Annotated in this window: 11 protein-coding genes; 4 read left to right on the top strand and 7 right to left on the bottom strand. The window is 39.5% G+C overall.

Annotated elements, in window-relative coordinates; genetic code table 11:
* The first annotated feature begins 2 nt into the window (after positions 1 to 2).
* On the top strand, positions 3 to 443 hold the full coding sequence (locus ACZ1GV_RS05685; RefSeq protein ID WP_472675619.1) for a type 2 periplasmic-binding domain-containing protein: 441 nt from the start codon (positions 3 to 5) through the stop codon (positions 441 to 443).
* Here ACZ1GV_RS05685 and ACZ1GV_RS05680 read toward each other — a convergent pair.
* The 4 genes from ACZ1GV_RS05680 to ACZ1GV_RS05665 all read right to left on the bottom strand — a co-directional run bounded on the left by ACZ1GV_RS05680 (position 440) and on the right by ACZ1GV_RS05665 (position 5,698).
* Complete coding sequence (locus ACZ1GV_RS05680) at positions 440 to 2,494, bottom strand: EAL domain-containing protein (protein WP_472675618.1); 2,055 nt, start codon at positions 2,492 to 2,494, stop codon at positions 440 to 442. The genes ACZ1GV_RS05685 and ACZ1GV_RS05680 overlap by 4 nt on opposite strands.
* A 163-nt stretch (positions 2,495 to 2,657) precedes the next feature.
* Positions 2,658 to 4,100: a glyceraldehyde-3-phosphate dehydrogenase gene (locus ACZ1GV_RS05675; RefSeq protein WP_472675617.1), complete on the bottom strand. Its 1,443-nt coding sequence runs from the start codon at positions 4,098 to 4,100 to the stop codon at positions 2,658 to 2,660.
* Between the two features lie 203 nt (positions 4,101 to 4,303).
* The gene (msrB, locus tag ACZ1GV_RS05670; RefSeq protein WP_472675616.1) at positions 4,304 to 4,705 is read right to left on the bottom strand and encodes a peptide-methionine (R)-S-oxide reductase MsrB; all 402 of its coding nucleotides are present in this window, start codon (positions 4,703 to 4,705) and stop codon (positions 4,304 to 4,306) included.
* A 21-nt stretch (positions 4,706 to 4,726) separates the two neighbouring features.
* Positions 4,727 to 5,698, bottom strand: a complete 972-nt coding sequence (locus ACZ1GV_RS05665) for a LysR family transcriptional regulator (protein WP_472675615.1) — start codon at positions 5,696 to 5,698, stop codon at positions 4,727 to 4,729.
* Between the two features lie 102 nt (positions 5,699 to 5,800).
* Between ACZ1GV_RS05665 and ACZ1GV_RS05660 the strand changes: the two genes are divergently transcribed.
* From ACZ1GV_RS05660 to ACZ1GV_RS05650, 3 genes are read left to right on the top strand one after another with little or no spacing between them, the layout of a single operon-like run.
* Positions 5,801 to 6,982, top strand: a complete 1,182-nt coding sequence (locus tag ACZ1GV_RS05660; protein ID WP_472675614.1) for an efflux RND transporter periplasmic adaptor subunit — start codon at positions 5,801 to 5,803, stop codon at positions 6,980 to 6,982.
* Position 6,983: 1 nt separating this feature from the next.
* A complete protein-coding gene (locus tag ACZ1GV_RS05655) occupies positions 6,984 to 10,127 on the top strand; it encodes an efflux RND transporter permease subunit (protein WP_472675613.1) in 3,144 nt (1,047 codons plus the stop codon).
* Between the two features lie 5 nt (positions 10,128 to 10,132).
* Complete coding sequence (locus ACZ1GV_RS05650) at positions 10,133 to 11,161, top strand: zinc-binding dehydrogenase (protein ID WP_472675612.1); 1,029 nt, start codon at positions 10,133 to 10,135, stop codon at positions 11,159 to 11,161.
* A 71-nt stretch (positions 11,162 to 11,232) separates the two neighbouring features.
* Here the strand turns inward: ACZ1GV_RS05650 and gndA are convergent, their stop codons facing one another.
* The 3 genes from gndA to glgB form a co-directional block, all read right to left on the bottom strand.
* On the bottom strand, positions 11,233 to 12,759 hold the full coding sequence (gene gndA / locus ACZ1GV_RS05645) for an NADP-dependent phosphogluconate dehydrogenase (RefSeq protein ID WP_472675611.1): 1,527 nt from the start codon (positions 12,757 to 12,759) through the stop codon (positions 11,233 to 11,235).
* Positions 12,760 to 12,858: 99 nt separating this feature from the next.
* Complete coding sequence (glgX, locus tag ACZ1GV_RS05640) at positions 12,859 to 14,907, bottom strand: glycogen debranching protein GlgX (protein ID WP_472675610.1); 2,049 nt, start codon at positions 14,905 to 14,907, stop codon at positions 12,859 to 12,861.
* Complete coding sequence (glgB, locus tag ACZ1GV_RS05635; protein WP_472675609.1) at positions 14,904 to 17,132, bottom strand: 1,4-alpha-glucan branching protein GlgB; 2,229 nt, start codon at positions 17,130 to 17,132, stop codon at positions 14,904 to 14,906. The genes glgX and glgB overlap by 4 nt, the downstream gene beginning before the upstream one ends.
* Positions 17,133 to 17,156: the final 24 nt, after the last annotated feature.

The following is a 17,156-nucleotide window of genomic DNA, read 5'->3' as shown; positions in this document are numbered from 1 at the left end:
TTATGAGTCACTTAAGCATAACTAAAACCGTTTTTGGCATCTGTGCGTTATTTAGTTCGACCCTACTCTATGCAAATGACATTTTATTGGTTACACATGTTGATACAAAAATAGAGTCTCTTACTCAACGAGAAGTAAAAAACCTTTATATGGGTGCAGCATTAACTTATGAAGTAACACCATTAGCGTTAGCACCAAATAATTCTGCAAGGGTAGTTTTTAATACGAAAGTTCTGGGTTTGACTGAGTCTAGAATTCAATCATATTGGGCACAAATGAGATTTACGGGCCGTAAAAAACCTCCACAAACTCTTGCATCCGAGATGGATATCATAAAACAACTAACGAGCTCACCTAATAGCATTGGCTACATATCAGCTGAGCAAGCGTTACCGGATAAACTTAAAGTTCTATTTTCGACGGAAAAAAATAGTACACGTTAGTTATTTTGGCGTTTGCTAAGAATAGCGCTCAAAGGCTCTGGTTTTCCAAATAAGTAACCTTGTAGTTGCTGGCAGTCGTGCTTTATTAAAAAGTCCATTTGATTATTCGTCTCTACACCTTCAGCACATATAGTTAGATTTAGTTGTTTCGCTAATTTAATTATCGTTGTTGTAATTAATGTGCTTTGCACCGAGACCTCTAACTCATCAACAAATTGTTTATCGATTTTCAATGTGTCAATTGGCATTTTTGTCAGGTAGCCTAGGGATGAATAACCAGTTCCAAAGTCATCTAACGCAATGCTACAGCCGAAGTTTTTTAAGCTAGTAAGAAAAGAGTCAGCTTCTTCGAAGTTTTCAAGATAGGCCGACTCTGTGACTTCAAATTCAATCGCTTCTGGTAAAATACTGTTACTACTAACATGGTGTTTGATGAAGTCTAGTAACGAAGACCGTTTAATATCATGCGCTGATAAATTAATGGCGATCTTTAACCCTGATTCATGAAGTGAGATCAAAGTTGGAGTGTCTTTGCAAACTTGTTGAATTACCCACTCAGTTAATTGTTTTATTTTTCCAGATTTTTCTGATATTGGAATGAATTCAGCCGGCGATACAAAGCCTAACTCCTCACTTGTCCAACGAATTAACGCCTCATATCCAACTATTACTTTGTCCGTATTAACCTTTGGCTGGTAGTAAACGTTAAATTCGTTATTTTTAATTGCAGGTATAAAAGAATTAGCAATTTGTAATTTACGTTTTTTATCTTCCATCATTTCAGGTAAAAACTCAGTATGAGTATTTTTCCCCGCCATTTTTGAGCGATACATGGCAATGTCAGCATTGGTTATGAAGTCGCTTAAGTTAAAGTGCGAGTCTTGAGCTTTAGCTACCCCTATGCTCACTGAAATATTTAATTCCCAGCCAGATACTAATATCGGCTTATTGAGTCCATTTACGATTCTATTGGCAATTTCTTCGAGTTCATAATCGTTTGGCTCTTTGTGCATTAGAATTAAAAATTCATCGCCGCCCAACCTTGCAATAACATCACTCGTTCTTAAGAAGCTTGGTAATAATTTTGCTATTTCAATCAACAAACCATCGCCTACATCATGACCATAGTTGTCGTTGATCTCCTTAAAACCATCTAAATCTAAATACATTAAGGTAACGTTTATTCCTTCGCGCTCAGCTTTAGCGAGCTCTAAACGAAGTGTTTCCATAAAAAATGAACGGTTCGGCAGGCCCGTTAATGAGTCAAAATTAGCCAAACGTTGCATGGTTTTTTGCTGTTCTTTTAGACGGCGCGTATATTTTTCATTTTTATCGGTTTCAGTCTCTATTGTTGCCATCATATTGTTAAAATTATCACCAAGACTTTTTACTTCTGACTTTCCAGTGAAGTCAAATCGTACGCTGTAGTCTTGGGTTTTTGTAACTAGGTTAGCTAACTTAGAAAGTTTATTGAGTGGCAACAATAAGTCACCTTGGATTTTTAAAACAAAATATAAAACAATGATTAACAACACAATAACTATCGGCGTGACATTAACAATCAGAGATAAGTTACTATCATTTAGTGGTTTACGTGCATCTTTTACAATTAATAGATAGCCTTGCGGAAAGCTCGGATCGCCGACTTGTTTCAGGGCAATTAAGTTGTCTTTATTGCTGTATACACCAAGAGATAAGCTTTGTATGTCACTGGGTAAGTAGGATGTAATATCTGAATTTTGCTGCGATAACGACTGGCCTATGTACACCTGCTTTGAATTCCATTCGCTGTCATATATAGCGGCTACTTTTATATTTTTATAGGCGTCTAACCTCAGCAACATAGTTGTTAATTCAATTTCGTTAGACTCGAGCGCTATAATCGGGATCAAATCATTAGACATGTTTTCTGACAACGAATCTAAATCATTAATAACCGATTTTTTATATAGCCTTTCGTGCTCTAACATTGACATTAGTAATATTGTAACTGTCAAAGCTATAAAGGCGAGCACTGTGATTGAGGTTAATGTACCTTTAATACTTCGCAAAAAACACAACCCTGTTTAAACCATTATTTTAGATAACATAATAGCTTATATTCATTTAAACCTTGAGCGAGAACCTTATTTTACGCAAAAAAAAACCGAGCTAATGCTCGGTTGATTAAATATAACACCAGCTTTTAATAGAAGCGGTGCTCTATTCTATAATTTACTTAGGTAATGTAGGGTATTCGATGCCTGCCATTTCCTGCATAACACGAACAACCTGACAGCTATAACCAAACTCGTTGTCGTACCATACGTAAAGAACAGCTCTGTCACCATCAACGATTGTTGCTTGAGAATCTACAACACCGGCGTAACGGCTACCAACTAAGTCAGTAGATACAATTTCAGTTGAACTTGTAAAGTCTACTTGATCTTTTAAATCAGAATGCAGTGCTACATCTAGCAAGTAATCATTCAACTCTTCACGAGACGTGCTCTTTTCAAGATTCAGGTTCATGATGGCCATAGACACGTTTGGTGTTGGTACACGAATCGCGTTACCGGTTAACTTACCGTGTAATTCAGGTAATGCTTTAGATACAGCTTTAGCAGCACCTGTAGACGTTAATACCATGTTTAATGCGGCTGAACGGCCACGACGCTCGGCTTTATGGAAGTTATCAATTAGGTTTTGATCGTTTGTATAAGAATGAACAGTTTCAACATGACCATTCTTAATACCAAACTTATCGTTCATCGCCTTAAGAACCGGCGTTATTGCGTTAGTTGTACAGCTAGCCGCACACACAATAGTATCTTCCGGTTTAATATCTTTTTCGTTTACACCGTAAACGATGTTTTTGATTTGACCACCCGCTGGAGCGGTAAGAAGGACTTTAGAAGTACCTTTAGATTTAAGGTGCAAACCTAAGCCGTCTTCATCTTTCCAGATGCCTGTATTATCAACGATTAACGCATCTTTAATACCGTAATCTGTGTAATCAATGCTATCTGGAGAGTTTGCATAGATAACTTGAATATAAGTACCATTTGCTTTTATTACGTTTGTTTCATTGTCTACAGTAATGCTGCCATTAAAAGGACCATGAACTGAATCACGACGTAATAAGCTTGCACGCTTTTCTAAGTCGCCGTCTTTACCACCACGAACAACAATTGCTCGTAAACGTAAGTTAGCGTTAGGACCATTACGTTCAATTAGCAAACGAGCAAGTAAACGACCAATTCGACCAAAACCGTATAATACAACGTCTTGTGGTTCTTGGCCTTCGCCACCTAAAATGCTCGCAAGCTCTTCTTTAAGGTAATCTTCTTTAGTTGCACCTTCACCTGCAAACTTATAAAGATTTCTGAACGCTAATTTGCCTAGGTCAATTTTTGCAGGCTTAAGATCCATTTTTGAAATAATTTCAAGGAATTCAAAGCTTTCACGAAGACGAAGTTTTTGACCTTCATATTTAGTTACTGTTTTGTGAGCTTTGATAATATCAATCGCAGATGCCGACACTAGCGGACGACCGTATATGCAAATTTCGATACCGTGGTTACGATATAGGCTACCAATAATTGGCTGCATACGATCGGCGTAATCTTGTCTTTCTAACCAACTTTGTTGGTATTGCTGTTCTGGAGTTAGTGTCATTACATCTACCCTTTAACTTAATCAAATTAAAACGCGATTGAAGGCCCTTCAATCAAAACTGCCGGCATTGTAAATTAATATTGTGAAAGTTTAAATGTAATATTACAAAAACACTTTCATTTTAAATAAAGGGTCGTTAACTATCCTGTACAATAAGCGCCTTAAATGGGCGTTATCGGGGTAAAAACACCAATCCAAAAGGTTTAATCTGTATTTTCCATACTACGAAATGTAAGTGATAATGAATTAACACAGTAACGCTTACCGGTGTTAGTTGGTCCATCATCAAATATGTGTCCTAGATGCGCATCACATTGTGAACATAATATTTCCGTTCTAATCATGCCATGACTACTGTCTTTCACATACTTAATTGCATCATCCGAACAGGCGTCAAATGAAGGCCAACCACAGTGTGACTCAAACTTTTGATCCGAATAAAAGAGAGGCTGTTCGCAGCAAACACAGTGGTATACCCCTTTTCGGGCTTCATTTAACAGCGCACCAGAGTACGGTCGCTCAGTACCATGGTTCCGTGTCACCTCATATTGTTCCGGCGTTAGCTCCGCGCGCCACTGTGCGTCGCTCTTTTCAACTTTACTCATAATGTACTCGCCTTATGGTAATTAAATATTTAACAAGCCATCTTGCGGCTCATTTCCATACATAGACTCAAAATTAGGAATGTTTGACTCCCAGTTTGGGACTTTATCACCAATTAATTCTCTAATAGTATCAATAAATAACCGTGTCTTTACTGGTGAATCACGATGTGGATATACAGCATAAAGTGAACCAAAGTCTATTAATTTTAAATGAGTCATAATTGGCATTAATTTTCCAGTTATAACCTCTTGGTTTAACATTTGCGCAGATACCACTGCAAACATGTTGCCTGACTCTGCCGTTCTGACTAACATTTCCACGTCATTTACTCGATAAGCTGCGTTCAATTTTATCGAGTCTTCAAGTCCTTTTTCGTTTATAAAGTTTAGCCGATCAACTTCCATACCCGATGAAGAGTATATAGCGCAAGGTAAGGTTTTTAGATCATCTAGTGTTTCTGGTTTTTTAAATCGTTTGAAAAACTCATCAGAAGCAACAATAGCCAGCCGGTTTCGTGCTAATTTTCTCGCGATAAGAGTTGAGTCTTTTGGCTCTCCAAAACGAAAGCCAATATCGTAACCCTCACCCACTAAGTCAACTAACCGATCTTCAAGCCTAAGTTCTACATCTATCTGCGGAAAACGTCGTTGAAACTCTATAATTGCTTGCTGCACGTACCTACGTCCAAAATGTGTCGAACTTGTAATTTTTAGTCGACCTTGTGGTTCTGAATGATAATTTTGAGCGCGTCTTTTGGTTTCGTTTAATAACTCTCGAAGTAACTTTGCTTGTTCTACGATCTCTGTGCCTGCTGCGGTTAGCGAAAGAGAGCGTGTTGTTCGATTTAAAACTCGAACTCCTAATTCTTGCTCTAGTTTTGCTATTTGTTTAGAGATAACTGATCGGTCGACATGTCTGTGCTCCGATGCCTTGGCAAAAGTGCCTAATTCGGTTACTTCTAATAATAGAAGCAACTTACTCGCCAAATCCATAATTTCACCATTGGTGCTTTGCAAGCATTAATAAAGTGCTAATTCGAGCATTATTATCAAAGAAATACAAGTTTATAATTCTTGGCAACTTAGGAGAATACTATGACAAGAACTTTAAAATTTGGAATGCTTAGTTTAGCACTTGCCAGCGTAATTGGTTGCGCTGAGGTTAAAACACAACAAGGAAATGGTGCACCACCACCACCGATGATCGACGTTGCTACAGTCTCATCCATTGAAATTACTGATTGGCATACTTTTACAACTCGCACCGTTGCTCCAGAAGAAGTGCAACTTCGACCGCGCGTTACTGGCATTATTGAATCCGTCCGCTTTACAGAAGGATCCTATGTTAAAGAAGGTGATATTTTATTTTCACTTGATAAACGAGCGTATCAAGCAGAGCTTAAAAACTTAGAAGCGCAACTAAAACGAAGTAAAGCTGCACTTCGTCAAGCGAAGAGCGAATATGAGCGAGGAATGTCGCTGGCTGAATCTAAAGCAATTTCTGTAGAACAAGTTGATGCACGCCGCGCTCTTTTTGATCAACGTAGTGCTGACGTTGATTCAATTGAGTCTTCGTTAAATATAGCCCGCTTGAATTTAGACTTTAGTGATATAAAAGCGCCTATATCTGGAAAGATATCTTTGGCTTACCATACTAAAGGAAACACAGTACGCGCGACAGAAACCGTTCTTACTAATATTGTCGCTAGCGATACTATTGAGACCTATTTTGAAATTGACGAGCGTACTTGGAACAATAAGTTTGCCTCGCTGAACAACTTAATTGGTCTGCCTGTGCGTATGGAATTGACCGGTTCTAAAAAAGCCATCTTTGGTAACCTAGATTTTATCGATAATATGATTAATTCAAGCACAGGTACTATTAAAGTGCGCGCTGTTTTCGATAATGAGTCTGGTGCATTACTACCAGGTGCTTTTGCTCGTGTTAGTATCGCTCCTACAGACTTTTCACAACAAATTATTGTTCCTGAACGTGCTATCGGTACCGACTTAAAAAATAAATTTATTCTTGTTGTTAACGATGAAAACACCCTTACCTATCGCCCAATTCAAGTAGGTAAACGTTTAGGTGATTTTAGAATTGTTACTAGTGGCTTAAAAGCAGGTGAAAAAATTGCGGCAAATGGCCCTGCGAAAGTAGGACCTGGTATGCCAATTAACCCTAAACAGGTTGAGCTTGAATTACCAAAAAGCTTATTAGTGAGTGATTTCTTAACACATTTAAAGTCCACTACTAGTGTAATGGGTGCCAAGTAATATGAAATTTTCACACTTTTTTATAAGCCGGCCCATCTTTGCGGTCATGTTATCGCTGATAATTTTTATTGCTGGTGCTATTTCACTAATGCAGTTACCGGTTAGTGAATACCCAGAGGTTGTTCCTCCAACGGTTGTTGTAAACGCAAGTTACCCTGGCGCAAATCCAAAGGTCATTGCTGAAACAGTTGCTACGCCTCTTGAGCAACAAATTAACGGTGTTGAGAACATGTTATACATGTTTTCACAAGCAACCAGCGATGGACGTTTATCGTTAACTATTACTTTTGCGCTTGGAACGGACTTAGATAAAGCTCAGCAACAAGTTCAAAGCCGTGTTAACAGTGCGGTACCTCGTTTACCAGAAGAAGTTCAAAGACTTGGCGTTATTGCCGAAAAGTCATCACCTGACTTGGCTATGGTTGTCCATTTATACTCCCCTGAACGTAGCCACGATATAAGTTATTTATCAAACTACGCGGATATTTACGTCAAAGACCAGATCACCCGACTAGAATCGGTTGGTGACGTTCGAGTCTTTGGTGGCGGTCAGTACGCCTTAAGAATTTGGTTAAACCCAGAACAACTTGCTGAGCGCAAACTCACCGCCTCTGATGTTGTGAATGCCGTGCGCGCACAGAACAGACAAGTAGCGGCTGGTACACTGGGAGCACAACCAACTTCGTCAGACACGCAGTTCCAAATTTTATTAAACGTTAAAGGCCGAATGGGTAGCGTTGATGAATTTAACGACATAGTTATAAAAGTTGGCGATAACGGTGCTGTAACTCGATTGAGCGACATTGCTCGTATTGAGCTTGGTCAAAATAATTACACGCTTCGTGCAATGTTAGACAGTCAGCCAGCAGTTGCGTTACCTATTTTTCAACGTCCAGGCTCTAACGCTATTGACCTGTCTGACAGTGTTCGTGAAGTTATGAAAGAACTTTCTACAAGGTTCCCGCAAGGCGTAGAGTACGACATTGTTTATGACCCAACTATTTTTGTTCGTGGTTCAATTGATGCCGTGATAACAACGTTATTTGAAGCTGTTTTATTGGTTGTTATTGTTGTAATACTATTCCTGCAAACATGGCGTGCATCTATCATCCCACTTATTGCTGTGCCAGTTTCGTTAGTCGGAACCTTTGCTGCTATGCAGTGGCTTGGTGTTTCGATTAATACCTTGTCATTATTTGGCTTAGTATTAGCCATTGGTATTGTTGTTGACGACGCTATCGTGGTGGTAGAGAACGTTGAGCGTAATATTGGTGATGGACTTTCCCCATTCGAAGCGACCAAAAAAGCAATGACGGAAGTAACGGGGCCAATAATTGCTATAGCGTTAGTATTATGTGCTGTATTTATTCCAACTGCGTTTATTACTGGTTTAACTGGTCAATTTTATAAGCAGTTTGCCTTAACTATTACTATTTCGACGTTAATTTCCGCGTTTAATTCACTTACTTTATCACCAGCATTATCGGCTATTCTATTGAAGCCTCACGGTGCTAAACCTGATTGGTTGACTCGTGTTCTAGATAAAGCGTTTGGTAAGTGGTTATTCGCTCCGTTTAATAGGATGTTTGATAAAGCTTCTGACGGATACGTTGCACTTGTCAAAAAACTAATTCGCTATTCAACAATCGTATTAGTCCTTTATGTCGGCTTGTTAGGCTTAACTGGCAAGGTGTTCACCTCTATTCCAGGAGGGTTTATACCTGCTCAAGACAAGCAGTATTTAGTGGCTATTGCGCAACTTCCAGATGCAGCTAGTTTAGATAGAACAGAAGCTGTTGTGAAAGAAATGGAAAAAATTGCTTTAGCAACACCAGGCGTAATTCATACGGTTTCATTTCCTGGTTTATCAGTAAATGGATTTTCTAACAGCTCAAACAGCGGTATTGTATTCGTTACACTAGATAACTTTGAAAACCGAACAACTCCGGACTTGTCAGCGATGGCTGTTGCCGGTCGGTTAAACGGCGCGTTTTACGGCATTGATGAAGCTTTTGTCGCTGTGTTCCCTCCTCCACCAATATTAGGTTTAGGTACAACAGGTGGCTTTAAGTTACAAATAGAAGATAGAGCAAACTTGGGTTATGAAGCCTTATTTAATAATCTTCAAACGGTAATCCAAGCAGCGTATAAAGAGCCGGCTCTAACAGGGATCTACTCAACCTTCCGTATTCAGGTTCCACAGATGGATATTGAAATAGATCGAGAGCAGGCGTTACTGCAAGGCATACCGCTTAATGATGTTTTTGATGCGCTGCAAATCTACTTGGGTTCGGTATATGTTAACGACTTTAATTTGTTTGGCAGAACATACCAAGTAAACGCGCAGGCGGAAGCTGAGTTTCGTGCCGATCCAGAGCAAATTTTGCAATATAAAGTTCGTAACGCTCAAGGTCATATGATCCCTCTAGGAAGTATCCTAAAGGTTACACCTACAACGGGACCAGACCGAGTTATGCATTATAATGGTTACCCTTCAGCAGAACTTAATGGTTCACCTGCACCTGGGTACTCATCGGCTCAAGCCCAACAAGCTATTGAACGAGTTCTTGCAGCGACCTTGGATGATGGTATGGCGTTTGAGTGGACTGAAGTTACCTTTCAACAAATATTGGCAGGCAATACAATGGTTTATGTATTTCCGCTCGTTGTTTTACTGGTATTTATGGTTCTTGCTTCACAATACGAAAGCTTAAGGTTACCTTTGGCAATAATATTAATTGTACCAATGACCATATTGTCAGCATTAATTGGAGTTTGGTTTGTATCCGGTGATAACAACATCTTTACCCAAATTGCACTTATTGTTTTGGTGGCATTAGCCTGTAAAAATGCAATTTTAATGGTGGAGTTTGCCAAAGAAAAAGCAGATGCCGGAGCAACTACGTTTAATGCCATTGTTGATGCATGTCGTTTACGTTTGCGCCCTATTTTGATGACCTCAATTGCGTTTACAGCAGGTGTAGTCCCACTTGTACTAGCAACTGGTGCCGGCGCTGAAATGCGAGAAACTATGGGTATTGCAGTATTTTCCGGCATGATAGGTGTAACAGTATTTGGCTTATTGTTTACACCGGTGTTTTACATGTTGGTAAGTAAAACTGATAAAAAAGCGACTGAGCAGTAATTTTAATGAATGCATCTAAACCTACTAAGCAACATAAAAATTTGCCGATGATGAAAGCGATTGCGATAAACGAGGCCAGTGACGATTTTAAAGTTGTTGATATTTCGTTACCAATCCCGTCGCTTCAAGACGGTCATCACTTAATCAAAGTTAACGCGGTGGGATTAAACCCTGTTGACGGTAAATTGGCAGAGTGTGGATTTTCTCGTTGGAGTTATCCCCATGTAATAGGTTTAGATGCAGTAGGCACAGTTGTCCAAAATAGTAATGGCGCAGCTCCAGCTATTGGAACTCGTGTTGCATGGCACCATAATGTTAAGGTGCAAGGTGTTCTATCTGAATACGTAATTGTACCAAGTCATGCGTTGATTGAGGTCCCCGAATCAGTGCCCACACAAATAGCGGCAACTATTCCTAGTTCTGGTATTACAGCTTACATGGCTTTAGAAAGGTTAGGTTTGCACGAAGAGCAAACCGTCTTGATAAAGGGTGGTGCAGGCTCTGTCGGTCAATTTGCAATTCAGTTAGCACACAATATTGGCTATAGAGTTATAACCACAGCAAGAGCTGAAAATGCGCCGTTTCTGCGCCAGCTTGGTGCTGAGCATGTCATTGATTATTCGAATAAAGACATACAAAGTAGTATTTTAGAAATCACTTGCCAACGAGGTGTCGACGCTATCGTTGATACTATTGGCGGAGAGACAACATCACAAGATCTAGGAGCACTTAAGTTTACAGGTTCTATTGCCTGCTTGACTCCTTTTGAGCCCATAGAAAAAGAACAGTTGTTTACTAAAGCACCTACTTTAATTGCGATTTCATTAAATGGAGCCTGGTTATCTGATGATATGTGTGCTCAATTGAAACTCGCTTTCATTGGTAAAAAGTTGTTTGAATGTGTTGGTAAAGGCAAGCTAAAAACGCCCGAAGTCATCGATGTAAAGTTTGAAGCGAGTGCTATTGAATATGCATTAAAGCAGCAATTGCAGAGAAAAGTTAAGGGCAAACAAGTTGTAATGTTATGCTCATAAACGCAAAAAGCCGCTTTAAATAATTAAGCGGCTTTTTATTACCTGTGACCTTTTGATCAGACGTTAAGTTATTATTTAACCTTAACGATAGGTCTACCAGCAACACTCCATTCAACGTGATACATCTTACCGCTAGGTTGATCAACACGAGCAAATGTATGAGCGCCAAAATAGTCTCTTTGTCCCTGAAGTAAATTAGCTGGTAACACGGCACTTCGATAAGAGTCGTAATAAGCTAGCGCTGATGAAAACGCGCCAATTGGAATACCCATCATAGATGAGTTGGCAACGGTACGACGCCAATTTGCTTGATATTTGGCGATTTGGTCTGCAAAAAATGGATCAATTAACAAGTTTGCTAACTCTTCATCTCGCTCGTACGCTTCTGTAATCGACTGTAAAAATACCGCACGAATGATGCAACCCGCTCGCCAAATTTTTGCTATCCCGGCAAAATCTAAATTCCAACCTTGCTCTTTAGCCGCCATGCTCATCAATTGAAAACCTTGAGCATAAGCACAAATTTTAGAACAATATAAGGCATCATGCAGTTGCGCTATCACCTCGTCTTTTTTTAGCCCTAATTCACTAATCTCTGGACCTTTTAATATGGAAGATGCAGCTACCCTATCGTCTTTTAGCGTCGATAACGCTCTCGCATATACCGCAGACGTAATAGTTGGTGAAGGAGCCCCTACTTGTAAACTACTTACTGCGGTCCACAAACCAGTTCCTTTTTGACCGGCTTTATCTAAAATCACATCGACTAATGGCTTATTTGTTTCTGGGTCAACTTGTTCTAGTACTTCAGCGCTAATTTCAATCAGGTAACTGTTTAATTCACCTTCATTCCACTCACGAAATACTTTCGCGATTTCTAATGGCGCCATCGATAAGCCAGTGCGCATGATGTTATAAGCTTCACAAATCAGCTGCATATCGGCGTATTCAATACCGTTATGAACCATTTTTACATAATGGCCCGAGCCCGCTTCTCCAATATAAGTGGCACAAGGCTCACCCTCTAGCACCGGATTACCAGGCTCGTGACGCTCGATTGGTTTTCCTGTTGCTGGATCTACTTTTGCTGCAATCGCTTTAAACATTGGCTCTATACGAGTCCAAGCATATCGATCGCCGCTTGGCATTAGTGATGCTCCAAACCTAGCACCTACTTCGCCACCGGAGACTGCAGTTGTAAAGAATAAAAACTTACCTTCGTAACGCTTTTCACGTTCTACAGTATCAGTCCATAAACTATTACCCGTATCAACAATAATATCGTCGGCCTGAATACCGGCATCAATTAATTTATGACACACATCATCAACAGGGTTTCCAGCAGGGACAGAAATTATAATTAAATGAGGGGAAGAAAGTTTGGAGAGAAGTTCAGTATAAGAAGTGCAAGGGAATATTCGTTGGTCGCCGTTTTTACGTTCAAGTTCATCCTGACGAATAGCGGATTCTACTTTTTCGGTATCTAAGTCGAACGCGGCAATTTTATAACCATTATCGGCTAAGTTCAGGGCTAAATTCTTACCCATGACACCTAATCCAATAAACCCAATATCACATAACGATGATTTATCTGTCATATAAACTTCTCTTTAGAGTGAGCGTTACTTTCAAAATTTGCCGAATTATACAGAAGTCATGGCTAAGTTTATATAAGGCTTGGAAATTAAATATCAACGTCATAAAGGCAATCGCCATAAGCTCAATGAACGAGGTGATTGGTTATAATGAGCCTGAGTAACTGTAACTTCCTTTAATTCGTTGACTAGACTTGTATCCAATATTCTCTGCGCTGACATAAAATCACACAAATTATAGTCTACATGATGTTCTGACGCGTTAAGGATTAACAATAACTGATAGCCAAGATCGTCATCGGCAACGACTAAACCTAAACACTGATTTTCATTATTTTGCCAATCGTCTATCTGCTTACTTTCACCATTAGGTTTTAACCAGTTTACATGGTGGTGATAATCGCTATGTTCAAAGTCGTCATCATGTAAAAAACAACGTTGAAGCAATGGAAAACGTTTTCTTATTTGGATCACATACTGCGTAAAACTCAAAAGCGATTGCTGACTTATATCTAAATTCCAATTTAACCAACTAATTTCATTATCTTGGCAATACGCGTTGTTATTTCCTTTTTGTGTGCGACTTACTTCATCCCCGGCAAGAAGGTGCGGAACACCTTGGGAAAACAGTAACGTAGCTAATAAGTTTCGTTTTTGTTGTTGTCGCAGTGAGTTGATCGATATGTCATCTGTCTCCCCTTCGACACCATAGTTTTCAGAAAAGTTACCGTTATGGCCGTCTCTATTTTGTTCTAGGTTCGCTTCATTTCTTCGGTGTTGATAGGTCACCAAATCATGCAATGTAAAGCCATCATGATAAGTAATATAGTTAACGCTAGAGGTATGGCTTCGTCGACCTTTTTTAAAAATATCACGAGATCCTAACAAACGACTTGCTAGCTCTGGCACTAAACCAAGGTCTCCTTTCCAAAATCGCCTGGCGGTATCTCTATACCGGTCATTACATTCGAACCATTGCGAAGGAAAATTGCCCAATTGATAGCCTTCTGGCCCAATATCCCAAGGTTCAGCAATTAATTTAGCAGCACTAATTACAGGATCTTGTGCCATGGCTCTAAATAAAGCGGCTTTTCGGTTATAGCGGTCGCCGTTGCGCCCTAGCGTTGCGGCAAGATCAAACCGAAAACCGTCCACTTGCATTTCCGTTAACCAATAACGCAATGAGTCCATGATAATTTTTATACCAAAGTCACTATCAGCGTTAATGGAATTTCCACATCCGGAATAATTAACATAGTTAAAGTTGTAGTCGCCTTCATCACGTAAATATAATTCTGCTTCAACTAAACCTTTAAAACTTAACACAGGGCCTTCAGTACCACTCTCGGCTGTATGGTTGTAAACCACATCAAGAATAACTTCGATACCGTTGCGGTGTAACTCACGAATCATGGTTTTGATTTCTACAACCGCATCCTCATTTGCATATCGATGATCTGGCGCAAAAAAGCTTATCGGGTTATAGCCCCAAAAATTTGTCAACCCTAGGGTTTGGAGCCTAGGCTCCGACATAAAACTGAAAATTGGCATTAATTGAATACTTGTGATGCCAAGCGATTTAATATACTCAATACTCGCAGGGTCGATAAGACCTAAGTATCTACCTCTATTAGCTTCCGCTACTTCCATGTTGTTAATTGAAAAGCCTTTCACGTGCAGTTCGTAAAGTATCGTTTCATGACGACGTATATTTGGCTTAGTCACGCCTTGCCAGTCAAATTCATCTAATTTAATCTTAGCTTTCGGCAACATAAATGGATTTTTCTGAACGTATTGAGTGTGTTGCCATACCAAGGCCTTATTCAAGGATTTGGCGTAAGGGTCGATTAATAAACGTTGATCAATATCATGCCCTTTTTGAGGTACTTTTTGAATTGCCTGTAATGCGTACAGCCAACTGTCATCAACTCCTAGTATTTCACTGTGAAATACTTTTCCCGTTCGACTTGTTAGTTCAACTTTAGCAATGAACTCTTCGGTATCTGGTTTGAAAAAGTGTACAAATATTTGAGCCGCATCAGGGCCATAAACCGCAACATTAATTGTCCTGTTGTTAAACTTCAGTCCAAGTTCGGTGGCACTTCCGGGACCAACAATTGTTAACTGCTTATTTGCTTCAGAAGTATTCATGAAATGTTCGATTTGCTAAGGTAGAGCGCACTAAGTGGAGGCAAGTTAATAACAATACTATTTTGCTTTCCTTGCCAAGGAATTGAATTTGTATCAAGTTGATAACCGACATTGTAATTGCTACCCCAATAATACTTACTGTCCGTATTTAACAGCACCTGATACGTGCCAGTGTTACTCACACCGACTCGATAATCGTCTCTCGGAATAGGCGTAAAATTACAGATAACAATAATTTCATTACCATTCTCGTCTCGACGAATAAACGCTAAAATGCTCCTTTCCTCATCTTGGTGGTCAAGCCACTCAAATCCGTTTGTATCATAGTCAAGCTGATGTAAAGCCTTGTTCGTTTTATATAAATTATTTAAGTCACGATATAGGGTTTGCATTCCTAGGTTCTTTTCATTTTGTAACGCATCCCAAGATAAGCCGGTGTTGTGGTTCCACTCTTCAAATTGAGCAAATTCATTACCCATGAAGTTAAGTTTTTTACCGGGGTGCGCAAACATATACCCCGCATAAACTCTCTGGTTTGCGGCCTGTTGCCACTCATCACCAGGCATTTTTCTGATTAACGATCCTTTGCCATGAACGACTTCATCGTGAGAAAGAGGTAGCACAAAATTTTCATCATATTGGTACACAGTTGAAAAAGTGATGTCTCTGTGGTGATAGCGACGGTACATAGGATCTTTGTTCATAAAGACTAAGCTGTCATGCATCCAACCCATATTCCATTTATAATCAAAACCTAAACCGCCTTTCTCAATTGAATGAGAAACACCTTGATAAGACGTTGACTCTTCTGCAATTGTTATGGACTTTGGAAAACATGATTTAACCTCATGATTCATCCACTTTAAAAGACTAATCGCTTCGTAGTTATGATTTCCACCATCGACATTAGGTAACCATTCACCCTCATTTCTAGAGTAATCTAGATATAACATAGATGCTACCGCATCAACTCTAATGCCATCGACGTGAAATTTATCGCACCAATAAACGGCACTTGCTACTAAAAACTGACGAACCTCATCTTTACCAAAATCGTAAATACAAGACTGCCAATCTGGATGCCAACCCTTTTTAGGATCTTCATAATCGTATAAATGTGTGCCATCAAAGTTCGCTAATCCATGCGCGTCTTCAGGGAAATGAGCAGGAACCCAATCAACGATAACTCCAATATTAGCTTGATGACAAGCATCTACGAAGGCTTTAAAACCATCAGGATCACCAAATCTAGATGTTGCAGCAAACATACCTGTTGGTTGATATCCCCAAGAACCGGTAAACGGATGTTCCGCTATTGGTAATACTTCTATATGCGTAAAGCCCATTTCTACAACATAAGGTATGAGTTCCTCAATTAACTCATTATAACTTAGTACCTGGTTGTTATTATTACTGGCTGTTTTGTTTTTCCAAGATCCTAAATGGACTTCATAAATAGACATAGGCGCTTGGTAATGATTCAGTTCTGGTCGGTTCTGCCATTTTGTATCTTGCCATTGGTATTGATTATGATCGTAAACAACGCTGGCAAATGAAGGATATTGGTCGTGATAAAAGCCAATAGGATCCGCTTTATGAGGTAATTGCTGTAAATGTTGATCTTTAAGTTCAAATTTATACTTTGAACCAGCCGTTACGCCAGGCACTACTAATACAAAATGACCGCAATCCGTTTTTTCCATTGGTAATTCACGGCCGTCCCAGTGATTAAAATCACCTATAACACTGCAACTTTGAGCGTGAGGCGCGTAAACAGCAAATCGTGTCGCTGACATACTATTTTCTAGCGTAATAAGCTGTGCACCTAACTGATTGTAAATATTCGATGCGCGTTCTCTTACATGATGTACTGCGTAATAGGCTTCTTGTTTATATTGGTAGGGATCATCAACAATTGTTTGTTTTACGCCGCCGGCATGGCTTTTAGTGACTCTTAAGCGATATCGAAACGCCTTACGTCGTTTTGGTAACTCACAGATGAATAAACCCAAATCATCTGCAATGTCGAAGGTCGCTAACCTGCGATTACGCTTAGCTTCAAGTAGTTCAACTTTAACCGCTCCAGGAAACCACGATTTAATTACATAGCCTGGCTTTTGCTCATTTTTGAATAAACCTAATTCGTCAAACGGATGGTTAACAACTGCACTATTGAGGCTATTTGCTAGTACTGAGCTATTGTTAGGCTTATTTTCTAAATTCACTTTTACCACCCATTATAAAGCTAG

The sequence above is a fragment of the Psychrosphaera sp. HA2-10 genome, from assembly GCF_055693745.1.
The sequence above is the reverse complement of the archived record's forward strand: the minus strand, read 5'-3'. Positions and strand labels throughout refer to the sequence as shown.

Excerpts from the sequence above, each read along its gene's own strand:
- ACZ1GV_RS05685 (WP_472675619.1), top strand. The coding sequence starts at position 3 with ATGAGTCACTTAAGCATAACTAAAACCGTTTTTGGCATCTGTGCGTTA.
- ACZ1GV_RS05675 (WP_472675617.1), bottom strand. The coding sequence starts at position 4,100 with ATGACACTAACTCCAGAACAGCAATACCAACAAAGTTGGTTAGAAAGA.
- msrB (WP_472675616.1), bottom strand. The coding sequence starts at position 4,705 with ATGAGTAAAGTTGAAAAGAGCGACGCACAGTGGCGCGCGGAGCTAACG.
- ACZ1GV_RS05665 (WP_472675615.1), bottom strand. The coding sequence starts at position 5,698 with ATGGATTTGGCGAGTAAGTTGCTTCTATTATTAGAAGTAACCGAATTA.
- ACZ1GV_RS05660 (WP_472675614.1), top strand. The coding sequence starts at position 5,801 with ATGACAAGAACTTTAAAATTTGGAATGCTTAGTTTAGCACTTGCCAGC.
- ACZ1GV_RS05655 (WP_472675613.1), top strand. The coding sequence starts at position 6,984 with ATGAAATTTTCACACTTTTTTATAAGCCGGCCCATCTTTGCGGTCATG.
- ACZ1GV_RS05650 (WP_472675612.1), top strand. The coding sequence starts at position 10,133 with ATGAATGCATCTAAACCTACTAAGCAACATAAAAATTTGCCGATGATG.
- gndA (WP_472675611.1), bottom strand. The coding sequence starts at position 12,759 with ATGACAGATAAATCATCGTTATGTGATATTGGGTTTATTGGATTAGGT.
- glgX (WP_472675610.1), bottom strand. The coding sequence starts at position 14,907 with ATGAATACTTCTGAAGCAAATAAGCAGTTAACAATTGTTGGTCCCGGA.